This is a genomic window from Streptomyces sp. NPDC044002 (assembly GCF_056434525.1).
This window is the reverse complement of sequence record NZ_JBWKEZ010000028.1, coordinates 86,022-98,809: the sequence shown is the minus strand read 5'-3', so window position 1 is coordinate 98,809 and position 12,788 is coordinate 86,022. Positions and strand designations below refer to the sequence as shown.

Here is a 12,788-nt window from a genome sequence, read left to right as displayed (position 1 = left end):
GCACCACCCCCCCCCCCGTATCCCCCGAACAGTAGAGCCTCGCCCCCCCCCCCCCCCCCCCCCCCCCCCCCGGGGCCGCTGGGTCAGCTGCCGGCCGAGACGTTGCCGGACAGGACCGGGATGTTCTCCACGAGGTGCGAGAGCGTCTCGTCGCCCTTGGCCTGGGTGGAGTTCTCGGTGCACTGCTGGTTCTGCGGGTTGGAGGCGATCGGGATGTCCTGGACGCCCACGTTGATCAGCAGGATCGACTGGAGGTTGACCTTGGCGGGCAGGCCGACACAGAGCTTGTTCAGCGAGCCCTGGATCGCGGAGAGCTGCGGGCTCATCTTGCCCGAGGTCTCCTGGTTGCCGTAGATCTGGTCGGCGTTGTTGCCGTTGACCGTGTTGATCCCGTTGTCATTGCCGATCGCCATCGCCGGGGATGCCGCGAGGGCGCCCGTCCCCATGATGGAGGCGGTGACGGCGGCGGTGGCCATGAACTTCTTGAGCATCGTGAGGATCCTTCTGTCGCATGTGCTGTCCCCGGCGGGACGACCTGCCCAACTGTCCACCGGCCCATGGGTTATCGCCCGTCACCCGGGCGGCCCAACGGATCACACGGCCGCCGGTGCCAGGGCGCCGCCGCCGGCCCGGACCGCGCGCAGGGCGGCCGCGTGGAGGGCGCCGGGGTCGCCGTGGGCCACGGGACTGCCGGTGAGCGTGTACCACTCGTCCGCGTCCGTGTACTGGATGTCGAAGCGGACCTTGCCGTCCGCCCCTGCGGTGGTGCGCAGTGTGAGCGGGCCCGTGATGACGCCGACCTCGTCGGTCATGGCGCCGCCGGGGCCCGCGAGGACCTCGTCCTGCCACTGCCGGTGAGCGGTCATGAGGCGCAGGTGTCGATCATGGTGGTGAGCATGGCCCTTTCGGCTTCGGTGACGGTCAGGCCGTAGTGGGACTTCACGGTGGTCCATGCCCGCCCGTACTGGCACCAGCTCGTCTTGTCCGGCGGCTGCCACAGGTCGGGGCTCTGGTCGCCCTTGGACCGGTTGGACGCGGCCGAGACGGCCAGCAGCTGCGGCCGCGTCAGGTCGTTGGCGAAGGCCTTGCGCTTCGCCGCGTCCCACCCGGCGGCGCCGGAGCGCCAGGCCTCGGCCAGCGGCACCATGTGGTCGATGTCCAGCTTCGAGGCCTCGTTGACGGCGACGCCGTCGTACAGGCTCTTCCAGCTGCCCGACACGGCGCGGCACTCGGAGTCCTGGGTGACGTCCGCCCCGTCGCGCCGCAGGACCGTCTCGCGGGTGTCGCACTTGTTGCCCTGCTCGGCCCAGTGGGTGAACTTGTCCCGGCTGTACCCGGCCATCGTGCCGGGCTTGCCCGTGGCCAGCGAGGCGAGCTGGGTCCGGGCGACGGCCGCGCCGACCATCCCGGGCAGCACGTCCCCGGAGGCGGGCTTGGCGTCACCCGCCGACGGGGCTGCCGACGGGGAGGGCGCGGGGGCGGAGGCCTGCGCGGAGGGGCTGGTGCCGGACGGTTTCCCCGCCGGTTTGCCGTCCCCGGAGTTCCCCGTTCCGCCGCATGCGCTCACGCCGAGCAGCAGCGCGACGGCCACCACCCCGCCGCGTACACCTGTGTGACGATTCATGACCCCACCCCGGACGAGACGCTTCGCGAACTGACCCGGGAAGACTACCCATAACCGGACATCCAACCACGCACCGGTCCCCCATCCATGAGCGGATCAGGAACAACCGGACAACGATTCACGCCACTTGTTGAGTCGATCACCGGTCCGCGGGACGCTACCCCGTGGCTGGAGTCAGACCCTGCGGACGTGTCGGAGGCGACATGATGCGGCGTGGTGTGCGAGCGGCGGCCGTGGCGGCGGTGCTCGTCCTGGCGGTGACCGGATCCTCCTGCGACGAGGACGACGGCGGCGGGGACGGCGGACGGCCGAAGCCGTCGGCTGACGCGAAACCGACGGGCGGCGGCGGAGGGACCGCCAAACCGACGCGCACGCCGTCCCCCACGCCCTCGCCCCGGCCGACGGCTCCGGGCTCCCCGACACCGGCCCCCGAGGACAAGAACACCGGGCACGTCCGGGTGGACCGGACACGGCCGCTCGTGGACTACAAGACCGGTGTGATCCGCGCCGCCTGCTCCGCCCTGGACATCGAGCTGACGCTGTCCGCGGACCACGCGCCGGCCCGCTGGGAGGCCGTCGCCCTCGACTACCACCCCGGCGCGGCACGGTACACCGACGGCAACGTCCCGCGCGGAGTGGTGATCGAGCCGGCCGCCGGGGTGGTGTCCCCGGGCGGCACCAGGACCGTGCGGGTGCGGGGGACCTTCACGGGACGTCTCCAGCGCTTCTGGATCGTCGTGCAGTACCCGGACTTCCCGCAGCCGGGGAAGGGCGGCACCGTCCGAGTGACCCTCCCCGTCGAGTGCATCCGCTAGCCCGTGCTTCAGCCCGTACGGCCCGGGAGCAGTCCGCTGTCCATCGCCACGACAACGGCTCGCGTGCGGTCGCTGACGTCGAGCTTCGCGAATATCCGCAGGAGATGGGTCTTCACCGTGGCCTCTCCGATGAACAGGCGCCGGCCGATCTCCGCGTTCGACAGCCCGTCGGCGACCGCGCCCAGCACCTCGGTCTCGCGCGCCGTCAGCGCCACCGGGACCGGCCGGCGCATCCTGGCCACGAGTCGTTGCGCGACGCGCGGGGCGAGGACGGTCTCCCCCCGGGCGGCCGCGTGGATGGCCTCGACGAGTTGGTCGCGGGTGGCGTCCTTGAGGAGATAGCCGGTCGCCCCCGCCTCCACCGCGCGCTCGATGTCCGCGTCGGTGTCGTACGTCGTCAGGATCAGGACCCGGGTCCGCGCGCCGCCGCCGACGATCTCCGACGTCGCACCCACTCCGTCCAGCACCGGCATCCGCAGATCGAGGAGCGCCAGGTCCGGGTCGAGCCGTTCCACGAGGCCCACGGCCTCGCGGCCGTCCGCCGCCTCGCCGACGACGTCGACGGTGGGCTCGGAGGCCAGCAGCGCGACGAGTCCGGCGCGCATCACCGTATGGTCGTCGGCCAGGACGACGCGCAGCCGGCGGCCCTGCGGCGTGGTCTTCGTCGTGGGCACAGTCGTCATGTCACACCTGACCGTTCATGGGGATCACGGCGAGGACCCGGGTGCCGTCGCCGACCGAGCTGGTGACCGTGAGATCGCCGCCGAATTCGGCCAGGCGCCCCCGCATCCCGTCGAGACCGAAGCCGTGGGACTCCTCGACCACGAATCCGCGGCCGTCATCGGTGATCTCCAGTTCCACACCGTCCTGGTGGCGCGTCAGGACCACGCCCACCGTGGAGGCGCCCGCGTGCTTGCGGACGTTGGCCAGCGACTCCTGGGTGCACCGCAGCAGGGCGACCCGCGTCGGCTGGTCGCACGCGATGTCCGCCAGCTCCGCCGTGACGGTCAGCCCGGTGTCCTCGGCGAACCGGTCCAGCGTGCGGCGCAGCATCGTCGCGACCGATCCCGCGGCGACGCCGCTGCGGGGGGCCGCGCCGACGAGGACGCGGGCCTCGGCCAGGTTCTCCCGGGCGGTCTGCTCGATGGACCGGAGCTGCTGGGCACTTCTGGCGGGGTCCGCGGCGAGCGCGGACCGCGCCGCCTCGGCCAGCACGACGATGGAGGCGAAGCCCTGGGCCAGGGTGTCGTGGATCTCCCGGGCGAGGCGCTCGCGCTCCTCGGCGGCTCCCTGCCGCTGGTACGCCTCGACCAGCTCCTGCTGAGCCGTCTTCAAGTCCGCCCTCAGCCGGGCCCGTTCGTCGCGCAGCGCCAGGGCCCGCGGGGTCACCGCCGAGATCAGGACGCCCACCGCGAACACCGCCAGGGAGGAGATGGCGTTGGTGGTCAGGACCTCGGCGCTCCAGCCCTCCCGCAGGGTGCCGCCGACGGTGATCGCCACCGCGCCGAGGCCGGTGGAGAGGACCGCGGCCCCGAGGGTGTCCGCGAAGACGACGAACTGCGCGAGCGTCACGGTGTAGAAGACCCCCATGCCGTCGCCGACGTAGGAGAGGCCTCCGAGCACCGCCACCAGGAGCCACAGGTAGCCGTACGGGCGGAGCACGGGGTTGCCGGGCCGGAAGCGCACGAGCGCGTAACCGAGGGCGAGGACGCCCACCAGGGCCGGCATCCCGTAACTCGTCATCGGGGGAGCATCCCCCACCAGGGTGATCAGCGTGACCAGGGCGATGAGCGCCCAGGACAGCCCCTCCCACCCGTGGAGCGCCCAGATCCAGAACGGGTCACCGCGCCGAGGTCGTTGCAGCATGATCGTCAGACTACGCGCCACGCCGGGGCCACCAGGCCCGTTCGCCGAGGAGCAGCAGGGCCGAGGGCAGGATCATCATCCTGATGACCACGGCGTCCAGCAGGACCGCGACCGCCAGGCATAAGCCCATCTGCTTCATCTCGGTCAGGTGGAGGAAGACGAAGGCCGCGAACACCGTGACCATCACCGCGGCCGCGCTCGTCACCACCTTCGCCGACCGGCCGATGCCTTCCAGCACGGCGGCCCGGGCCGTCATCCCGCCGTCCACCGCCTCCTTGATCCGGCTGACGACGAACACCTGGTAGTCCATGGACAGTCCGAAGAGGATCACGAACAGGAAGAGCGGTACGCGCGACGCGATCGCGCCCAGGGAGTCGAAGTCCAGCAGGCCCTCCGCCCAGGTCCCCTGGAACACCAGGACCAGCGCGCCGAGCGCGGCGGCGGCGGACAGCAGGTTGAGGAGGACCCCGATCAGCGCGATCACCACGGAGCGGAAGGCCCACGCGCTCGTCACGAAGGTCAGCAGCAGGAGGAACCCGACGACCAGCGGCAGTTTGCCGCTCTCGTGCCGCACGTAGTCCTGGCCGCGGGCCACGTCACCGCTCACCGCGGCCTCCACACCGGGCAGCGCGCCGGCCGTGGCGGGCAGGTACACCGTGCGGAGACGGCCGAGCGACTCGACGGCCGCGGCGGAGGGCGCGGGGTGCGGGACCGCCAGTTCGAGCACGCTGATCCGGCCGTCGGCCGACGTGCGCACCGCAGGCCCGGGGCCGCGGTCGAAGAGCGGGTCCGCCTGGGCCCGCCGGGCCAGTTCCAGCAGCGCCTGCCGCACCTGCGGGGCCCGGTCGGGGGCGGAGCGGGTGACGACCTCGTGCCTGACCAGGAGTTCCGGGAACCGCTCGGTCAGCCGGTCGTAGACCTGCATGGCCGGGATGCCGCGGGAGAAGGTGTCCTTGCCCGGGTCGATGAGCTTCATCCCGAGCGCGGGCGCCGCCGCGGCGAGCATGAGCAGCACGGACACGCACAGGGTGGCCGCGGGACGCCTGCGCGCCGGGCGCAGCAGGGCGCTGAACACCCTGCCGTTCTCCGGCCGGGCCGGCTTCGTGCGGACCGGCTCGCCCCGGGCGGCCCGGCGGGCGGCGGCCCTGGCGGCACGCCGCTCGGTACGCCGGCCGATCGTCACCAGAAGCGCGGGGAGGGCGGTCAGCGAGCTGGCGACGGCGACCGCGACGACCAGGATGGTGCCCGTCGCCAGGGAGGAGAAGATGACGTCCGTGGCCAGGTAGAGCGTGGCGGTGGAGACGATCACCGCGAGACCGGAGACCACGATGGCCCGCCCGGCGGTGGCCCCCGCCAGGTCCACCAGCGCCTCGGGGCCGAGCCGGCCTTCGGCACGGGCCCGTTCCTCGCGTTCCCGTTTCAGGTAGAAGAGCGTGTAGTCGACGCCCACGGCCAGGCCGATGAGCACGATCATGTTCGTCCCGACCCCGGGGTCGGGCAGCAGGTGGGAGGCCACCATGGCCAGTCCCACGGCGGCGGCGATCGAGGAGAGCGCCAGCAGCAGCGGCACGCCGGCCATGACCACCGACCCGAAGACGAGCAGCAGGACGACGAGCGTGACGGGCAGGGTGATGCGTTCCGAGAGGGCGAGGTCCTCGCCGCGCTGGTCGTTGACGCCCTTGCTGATGGAGGGCGATCCGGTCTCCTCGACGACCAGGTCCGGGTGGCCCGCCGCGACCGCCGCGGTCTGCTCGAGGAGCGGGGGGACGTTCTTCCTGCCGTCCAGCTCGGCGCCCTTGAGGACCACGCTCACCCGCAGGGCGGTGCCGTCCCGCGAGCGGACCGGCGCCGCCACGGTGTCCACCCCGGGCAGCCCGGACAGCCGGTCGGTGAGCTCGCGCACCGCGGCACCGGCCGCCCCGGCGTCCAGCGGACCGGACTTCGCGCGGATCAGGACGTGCTCGGTGGGCCGGCGCTGGAGACCGCCTTCGGTCGCCATCGACTCGGCGTGCCCCGCCTCCCCGACCCGGAAGTCCTCGGTGGTGGCCGCGTTGCTTCCGGCGGCCATGCCGGCACCGAGGCACAGAACGACGAACAGGAACCACCCCGTGATCGCGCTCCACGGGTGCCGGGCGCTCCAACGGGCGATGCGTAGCGGGCGATTTCTCATGCCCCGATGCTCGTCGGCGGGGGTGCCGCCCCGGCAGCCCCGCCCGGTGGAACCCCGTGTCCACCGGTCGGTGGACACGGGGCGGGCCCGCACGATCCGGACCGCGTGGGGCGCGGGTGCGTACCCGGCCCCGGGCGGGCCCGTGCCCCTGCTCCAACAGGAGGGGCACGGTGCGGGTCACTCGCCGGCGGTGAACACGTGCTCGGCCGGAGGGCCCACCAGCAGTCCCGGACCCGCCGCGAGCGCCTCGGTCAGGTGCGGGCTCGACAGGTGTGCCTCGAACGCGGACTGGTCCTCCCACTCCTCGAACACCAGCCACGCACTCGGGTCCTCGGGGTGGACATACGCCTGGTAGCTGATGTTGCCCGGCTCGGCCCGCGACGGCGCGACCAGGGACAGCGCCTGCTCGCGAACCTTGTCCTCGGCACCAGGGGCCGCCTTGAGCAGGGCGATCGCGGTGACCTTGGGCATGGTGCGCTCCTTCTCGACATGTGCTTCCGGGATGCGCGAGTCTATGTTCGTACCCCGCACCCCGCAACGCGCCTCCCCCCGCGTCAACACCGCCGGTTCCGGGCGGCAGTTCATGACCATGGCGCCGGCGCACGGCACCTGGGGGCCCCTCCCAGCGGTAGCTGGGGGGAGCGGCTTTGCGGACACCCCCCTAGGCCCAGGAGGCGGCCACCAGTGAGCGGTGGGCTGCCTCCAGGTGGGCCGATGCCGCCAGCCAGGCCCAGGCGTAGCCCTCCGACGAGGCTTCGGTGAGCCGGCCGAAGGCGTCGCGGGGGCGGCGGCCGGCCTCCGCCACGAGCGCGCCGGCCAGGTCGGCCGCGGCCGCGAACCCGGCCCGGCGCAGCGGTCCGTACGCGGAGAGGGGCTCCGGACCCCGGCCGGTCTCCGCCACCGCCCGGCGGCCGCCCGCCACGCCCGTCTCCAGCAGCCGGCGCACCCGCCACAGCGGGGAGTCGGCCACCGCGTCCGGAACCGGCCCCCCGTCGGCCGCCAACCCGGAGGGGGAGCCGCCGTCCGGGAAGTGGCTGCCCTGGAGCCGGTCGTAGCCCAGGTCGGCCCGGTCGCGCCACTCCGGCGGCAGCCGCAGCGTGTACTCCGCCCCGGGCACCGGCCCCACCGCGAGCGGGCTCAGGGTGGCGGCCCGGTCCGGGTCGGGGCGGCCCAGCACGCGCACCGCCAGCCCCGGATGCCCGGCCAGGCGGCGCAGGTTGGCGGTGTGCGCCAGCTCCGGGTGCGGATGCGCCGGGCGCAGCCGCAGCAGCGGCGCGTCCGCGCGCGCCTCCCGCACCAGCAGGTGCTCCCCGGCCGCGCCGACCACCTGGACGTCGCAGCCCAGCAGGCCCGGTTCGGCGTCCCGCGCCAGCAGCTCCCGTACGGCCTCGGCCGCCGGCCGGGCGAACAGCGCGGCCAGCGGCTCCTCGTCCCAGGCCGCTCCCGGCGCCGGCACCGCCCGGACCCCGCGCCCGGCACCGAGCCGCCCGTCGGCGGAGACCGTCGCCCCGGTGATGCGCAGCCCCCCGCGCGCCAGCCCCGCATGGTCGAGGGCGGCTCCGCCCAGGGCCACGGACGCCGCCCCCGCGCCCCGGGCACGGGCGAGCCCGCCGGGCCGGACGTCCGACAGGGTGTAGCGGGCGCCGTCCGCACCGAGCAGGTGGGTGACCACGCCGCCGTAGCCGGTCGCGGTCAGCACGGGCTCCCGGCACAGGCCGTGGACGCGCAGGCCGCCCCCGGCCTCGTAGGCGCGCCGGCCCCCGCCGGTCAGCCCGGGACCGCCCGTCCCGGACGCCAGCAGCGCGGCGGTGCGCAGCAGTTCCGAGAAGGCGGCGGCCAGGTCGGCGAGCCGCTGGCCGGCCCGGCGCTCCCGCGCGGCCCGCAGACCCCGTACCACCCGCAGCGCGGCGGCCTCCGCGCGCGGCAGCCCGGCGAGCCGTGCGGTGTGCGCGGCGCGCAGCAGTTCGGCCTGCACCACCGCGCCCCCGGCGACGACCCCCGCGGCCAGGGCCTCGGCCGACACGGCCCACAGCGCGGCCCCGGCCCGCACCTGGGCCGGCGTCGGCGGGGCGGCGGCGTCCCGGCCCGCATCCCCGGCATGGCCGGCCCCGGCATTGGCTCCGGCACTGGTCCCGGCACCGGCACCGGCATTGGCTCCGGCCGCGATCCCGCTCCCGGTCCCGTCACTGGCTCCGTCTCCGACTCCGGTCCGGGCTCCGGCCCCGGCTCCGCCTCCGCCACCGGTCCCGGCCGTCGGGGCGGCGGCGTCCGGCGCGGAGCCCGGGGCCGTTGCCGGCCCCGTTGCCGGTGTGGGAGCGTCTGCTTCGGGCCGCGTGCCCGACTCCGGTCCGGCCCCGTCCCGTTCACCGGGTCCTTCCCCGGCCAGGGGCTCGGGCTCGGCCAGCGGCGCGGCCCCCAGGACCGCCGCCCGGTGCAGGCAGCGCGGCGCCAGCAGGCAACCGCAGACGGCCTGTCCGGCTTCCGTGACCGCCCCCGACGGCCCCGGCCGCAGGGTGACCACCGCGTCCTCGCCGAAGCGGAACACGACCGCCCCGTCCGCGCCGGCACCCTCCGGGCAGCCCGCGATCGCGGCGTCCAGCTTCTTGCGCAGCCGGGCGCTCAGGTTCTCCACCGCGTCCGCGACCACCTCGGCGGTGACGGGCGGCAACAGCGCACTGCTCATCGGGGCTCCCCACGGAGTCGGTCGCCCACCCAGCGGGCGAGGGCGAGAGGGCTGAGCGCCGCCACCGGCATTCCGGCGGCGACGAGTTGCCGCGCCACCGGCACCGAGTAGCGGGGCGTGCCCGAGTCGTCGAGCGCGGCGCAGCCCAGCAGATGGGCCCCGGACGCCGCCAGCGCCCGCACCTCGGCGAGCAGGCCCCCGAGGGGTGCGCCCTCCTCGAAGTCGCTGACAACGACGACCAGCGTGCGGCTCGGCACCGTGATCAGGCTCCGGGCGTGCGCCAGGCCCGCGGCGATGTGCGTACCGCCGCCGACCCGGACCTCCAGCAGCAGCGAGAGGGGGTCGTCGACACGGCCGCTGAGGTCCACGACCTGGGTGGAGAAGGCGAGGAAGTGCGTGGACAGGGTCGGTACCCCGCCCAGCACCGCCGCCGTCAGCGCCGACCAGACCACGGACGCCTCCATCGACCCGGAGACGTCCACCACCAGGATCAGCCGCCAGTCCGCCTCCTTCGACGTCCGCGTGCTGAACACCGGACGCTCCGGGACCACCACCACCCGGCCGTCGTCGAGGCGCCGCGTGTGCGCCAGGTTGGCCCGCAGGGTGCGCGCCAGGTCCAGCGGGCCGCCCGGCCGGCGGGTCGGGCGCGGGGTGGCCACGCCCGACAGGGCCGGGCGCAGCCGGGTGGCCAGCTCCCTGGCCAGCTCGTCCACGAGCCGCCGCACCAGCGGCCGCAGCCGGGCCAGATGGGCCTCGGACATGCCGCCGGCCAGCGAGAGCACCGAGGTCAGCAGCTCCACGGAGGGGCGTACCGCCGCCGGGTCGAGCTGGGCCAGCACATCGGTGCGGCCCGCCCCGGCCGCGTCGGCGAGCACCTCCTCGCGCACGTCGGCGCCGAACAGGGACTCCAGTTCCGCCGACCACTCCCGGGCCGTCGGGAAGGAGGCCTCGTCCCCGCCGCCGGAGCCGGGCCGGCCCACGTCCGCGGAGCCCTCCCCGCGCCCGGCGCCGTACAGCTCGTCCAGCGCGCGGGCGTAGGGCCGCGCGCCCGCCGGGAGCCGGTCGCGCTGGCGGCCCAGCAGCAGCCGCCACCGGTCGGCGGGCGCCAGCCGCCGGTCATCGACCGGCCGGGCGTCCGGCGCGGGCGCCGCCGCGCCGGCGGGCACCGGCACGCCGGCCGCGTCCGGCGGGCCACCGGGCAGCGGCAGTTCCTTCAGCGCGGCCAGCCCGGCCGCGTCGGCGGCGGCCCACAGGGCGAGCAGCGCGGGCGGCGCGTCCAGCGACAGGTCGACGCGGTCGCCGAGCCGCTCGGTGACGGTGTCGAGCAGCCGCTCCCGCGCGGCCGGCGTCAGCACGTCGAACCCGGCGCGCAGCGCGGGCAGCCGCTCCAGGAACGCCGCGTCGGCCAGCGAGTCCACCCGGTCCAGCAGTGGGGTGAGGGCGGCCGGGGAGGCGCCCAGCAGCGGCCCGGCGGCGGTGAGCAGGCCGGTGAGGCGGCGGGCCAGCGCGCGCCGCCCGTCGGGGGTGGCCGCCCCGTCCACCCAGGCGGCGGTGCGGGAGCCGAGCTCGTCCGCCGGGTCCAGGTCGAGCAGCACCCGTACGGCCAGGGCCGCCCCGCGCATCAAGGGGCCCGCGCCGGCCGCGAGTTCGGTGAGGGCGGCGTCCATGCGCAGCCTCAGCCGACGGGCGGCGGCCCGGTCGGCGAGGGCCACCAGGGCGCCCGCGTCGGCGGGGTCGTCGCTGCCGGCGAGCCCGGGCAGCGACCGCAGCGCCGCGTCGAGCAGCTCGCCGGCGAGCTCCCCGGCGGCGGCCCGCGCCGCGTCCCCGGCGCCGGGCAGGTGGCCGCGGCGCAGCCCCTCCAGCAGATCGGCGGCCTCCAGGAGTTCCGGCACGGTGGCGGTGTCCGGCAGTACGGCCGCCATCTCCTCCAGTCGTACGCCGACCAGTTCGGGCAGGTCGCAGCGCGCGGCCGCGTCGAGCCCGGCCAGCACCTGGGCCGCCGTCGGGCCGCCTTCGGCCGCCTGGCGGCGCGCGGTGTCGCGCAGCGTCCCGGCGGCCGCCTGGGCGGCGCTCACGCCGCGGACCCCCGCCAGGTCGAGGCGGGCCGGGACGGCCGGGGTCCAGGCCAGCCGCCACTTGCTCCCCAGGGCGCTGCCGTCACCGGTCGCGGCCGTGCCCAGGGGCTCCCCGTAGGAGGCCCCGCAGACCAGCAGCCGCCGCAGCAGCACCTCCCGGCGCCCGTCGAGCTCGGAGCGCAGCGGGTCCAGGCGGACCTCGCGCGGCTCCGGATCCCCGGGACAGGGCAGCCGCACCGCGGCCAGCTCCGCCTCCACGGAGGGGCCGAGCCCGGAGCGCGGGGCGTGCGGGGTGGTCCGGCCGCGGCCCGTGCCGACGAACACCGCCTCCAGGGCGCGGGCCAGCGCCCGCCCCCGGCCCAGGGGTTCGCCCTGCCCGAACACCGTGGTGACGGCCTCCAGCAGCTCGCCCCGGCCGGGTGCGGGAAGCCCCCGCAGCGCCGCCAGGTCGCAGGCCAGCCGCAGTGCCTCGGCCGCCTCCCCGGTGCCCGCCGTGTGCCCGGCGCGGCGCAGCTCCCGGCACAGCCGGGTGAGGGCGGCCGCGGCCGCCTCCCGCAGCCGGCCGGGATCCCCGCCGGCCTCGAGGACGGCCTGCTGCCACAGCGGGTCCCGGATTCCGGCGGGGTAGCCGGAGCGCGAGTCGAGCAGGTCGTACGAATACGCCACGAACGACGTGACGACGCCCCCGGAGTCGGCCCCGGCCTTGGCCTCGGCACTGGGAACGGCCTGGGTCTCGGGCTCAGCCCCGGCGCGGGACCCGGCCTGGGTCCCGGTGCCCTTCCCGGACCCGGCCCCAGTAAGGGCACCGGGAACGCCCCCGGCGTCGGCACCGGGCACGGAGGCCGCCGGAGCCCCACCGTCCGCGCCCGCCGCGCCCGCGGTGAGCGCCGGGGCGTGGAAGGCGCCGATCACGGCGGCGACCCGGCGGCCGGTGAACCGCGCGAGCACGCCCCGCATGTGGGCCTCCCGCGCCAGGTCCACCGCCGCCACCGCGCCCGCGTCGGCCCGCAGCGCCCAGCCGACGCCGAGCGCGGCGCGGCGTACGGCCTCGGGGGAGCAGCCGGGGGCCAGGACCTCGACGGCCCGGTCCCACAGGTCGTCGCCCTCGCGCCCGGTCCCCGACGCGGCGAGCGCGCCCGCGTAGGACCGGCCCCCCGGCGGGCCGGGGACGGCCGGCACGCCCTCCGGCGTCCAGCCCCGGTCGGACAGCGGCAGGTCGCAGCAGACGACCTCCACACCGCGCCCGTACGCCCAGCGGATCGCCGCCAGCTCGGGGGAGAAGTCCGCGAACGGGTAGAAGGCGAGGCGGCCTCCGTCCCCCAGGCCCGCCAGGGCCACCGGCGCCACGGTTTCCGGGTCGGCCAGGTGGGGCAGCCACGGCCGGAACTCGGCCGGCAGCTCCACGCAGACGACCTCCGGGTCCGCCGCGTCCAGCAGCGCGGGCACCACCGCGGCCAGCGCGGGACTGTGGTGGCGCACCCCCAGCAGGTACGGCTCGCGGCAGGCGGCCAGCTCCTCCACCGCCGCCCGCGGTTCGGCGGTGAGCATCAACTCC

10 protein-coding genes are annotated in these 12,788 nt (G+C 76.1%); 1 reads left to right on the top strand and 9 read right to left on the bottom strand.

What is annotated here, in order from left to right:
* Positions 1-83 precede the first annotated feature (83 nt).
* The 3 genes from AC07A6_RS21715 to AC07A6_RS21705 all read right to left on the bottom strand — a co-directional run bounded on the left by AC07A6_RS21715 (position 84) and on the right by AC07A6_RS21705 (position 1,624).
* The gene (locus AC07A6_RS21715; RefSeq protein WP_362474940.1) at positions 84-491 is read right to left on the bottom strand and encodes a rodlin; all 408 of its coding nucleotides are present in this window, start codon (positions 489-491) and stop codon (positions 84-86) included.
* Positions 492-593: 102 nt separating this feature from the next.
* Positions 594-866: a hypothetical protein gene (locus tag AC07A6_RS21710; RefSeq protein WP_478778168.1), complete on the bottom strand. Its 273-nt coding sequence runs from the start codon at positions 864-866 to the stop codon at positions 594-596.
* The gene (locus AC07A6_RS21705) at positions 863-1,624 is read right to left on the bottom strand and encodes an HNH endonuclease family protein (RefSeq protein ID WP_478778167.1); all 762 of its coding nucleotides are present in this window, start codon (positions 1,622-1,624) and stop codon (positions 863-865) included. Before AC07A6_RS21705 ends, AC07A6_RS21710 begins: the two co-directional genes overlap by 4 nt.
* Positions 1,625-1,827: 203 nt before the next feature.
* Here AC07A6_RS21705 and AC07A6_RS21700 point away from each other — a divergent pair, with 203 nt between their 5' ends.
* Positions 1,828-2,439 carry a hypothetical protein gene (locus AC07A6_RS21700; RefSeq protein ID WP_478778166.1) on the top strand — a complete coding sequence of 204 codons (612 nt, stop codon included), beginning with the start codon at positions 1,828-1,830 and terminating at the stop codon, positions 2,437-2,439.
* A gap of 8 nt (positions 2,440-2,447) precedes the next feature.
* Here AC07A6_RS21700 and AC07A6_RS21695 read toward each other — a convergent pair whose 3' ends face one another.
* From AC07A6_RS21695 to AC07A6_RS21670, 6 genes are all read right to left on the bottom strand, one after another.
* A complete protein-coding gene (locus AC07A6_RS21695; RefSeq protein ID WP_478778165.1) occupies positions 2,448-3,122 on the bottom strand; it encodes a response regulator in 675 nt (224 codons plus the stop codon).
* A 1-nt stretch (position 3,123) separates the two neighbouring features.
* Positions 3,124-4,305, bottom strand: coding sequence for a sensor histidine kinase (locus tag AC07A6_RS21690; protein WP_478778164.1), 1,182 nt, complete (start codon positions 4,303-4,305; stop codon positions 3,124-3,126).
* Between the two features lie 10 nt (positions 4,306-4,315).
* Entirely contained in the window at positions 4,316-6,475 is a 2,160-nt protein-coding gene (locus AC07A6_RS21685; RefSeq protein WP_478778163.1) for an MMPL family transporter, read from the bottom strand.
* Between the two features lie 177 nt (positions 6,476-6,652).
* Positions 6,653-6,946 carry a putative quinol monooxygenase gene (locus AC07A6_RS21680; protein ID WP_478778162.1) on the bottom strand — a complete coding sequence of 98 codons (294 nt, stop codon included), beginning with the start codon at positions 6,944-6,946 and terminating at the stop codon, positions 6,653-6,655.
* A 190-nt stretch (positions 6,947-7,136) separates the two neighbouring features.
* Positions 7,137-9,158, bottom strand: a complete 2,022-nt coding sequence (locus AC07A6_RS21675) for a hypothetical protein (RefSeq protein ID WP_478778161.1) — start codon at positions 9,156-9,158, stop codon at positions 7,137-7,139.
* On the bottom strand, positions 9,155-12,781 hold the full coding sequence (locus tag AC07A6_RS21670; RefSeq protein ID WP_478778170.1) for a DUF5682 family protein: 3,627 nt from the start codon (positions 12,779-12,781) through the stop codon (positions 9,155-9,157). The genes AC07A6_RS21675 and AC07A6_RS21670 overlap by 4 nt, the downstream gene beginning before the upstream one ends.
* Positions 12,782-12,788 lie beyond the last annotated feature (7 nt).

Bases quoted from the DNA above. Each gene is read 5' to 3' on its own strand.
- AC07A6_RS21675 (WP_478778161.1), bottom strand. From the start codon at position 9,158: ATGAGCAGTGCGCTGTTGCCGCCCGTCACCGCCGAGGTGGTCGCGGAC.
- AC07A6_RS21695 (WP_478778165.1), bottom strand. From the start codon at position 3,122: ATGACGACTGTGCCCACGACGAAGACCACGCCGCAGGGCCGCCGGCTG.
- AC07A6_RS21715 (WP_362474940.1), bottom strand. From the start codon at position 491: ATGCTCAAGAAGTTCATGGCCACCGCCGCCGTCACCGCCTCCATCATG.
- AC07A6_RS21705 (WP_478778167.1), bottom strand. From the start codon at position 1,624: ATGAATCGTCACACAGGTGTACGCGGCGGGGTGGTGGCCGTCGCGCTG.
- AC07A6_RS21685 (WP_478778163.1), bottom strand. From the start codon at position 6,475: ATGAGAAATCGCCCGCTACGCATCGCCCGTTGGAGCGCCCGGCACCCG.
- AC07A6_RS21710 (WP_478778168.1), bottom strand. From the start codon at position 866: ATGACCGCTCACCGGCAGTGGCAGGACGAGGTCCTCGCGGGCCCCGGC.
- AC07A6_RS21690 (WP_478778164.1), bottom strand. From the start codon at position 4,305: ATGCTGCAACGACCTCGGCGCGGTGACCCGTTCTGGATCTGGGCGCTC.
- AC07A6_RS21700 (WP_478778166.1), top strand. From the start codon at position 1,828: ATGATGCGGCGTGGTGTGCGAGCGGCGGCCGTGGCGGCGGTGCTCGTC.
- AC07A6_RS21670 (WP_478778170.1), bottom strand. From the start codon at position 12,781: ATGCTCACCGCCGAACCGCGGGCGGCGGTGGAGGAGCTGGCCGCCTGC.
- AC07A6_RS21680 (WP_478778162.1), bottom strand. From the start codon at position 6,946: ATGCCCAAGGTCACCGCGATCGCCCTGCTCAAGGCGGCCCCTGGTGCC.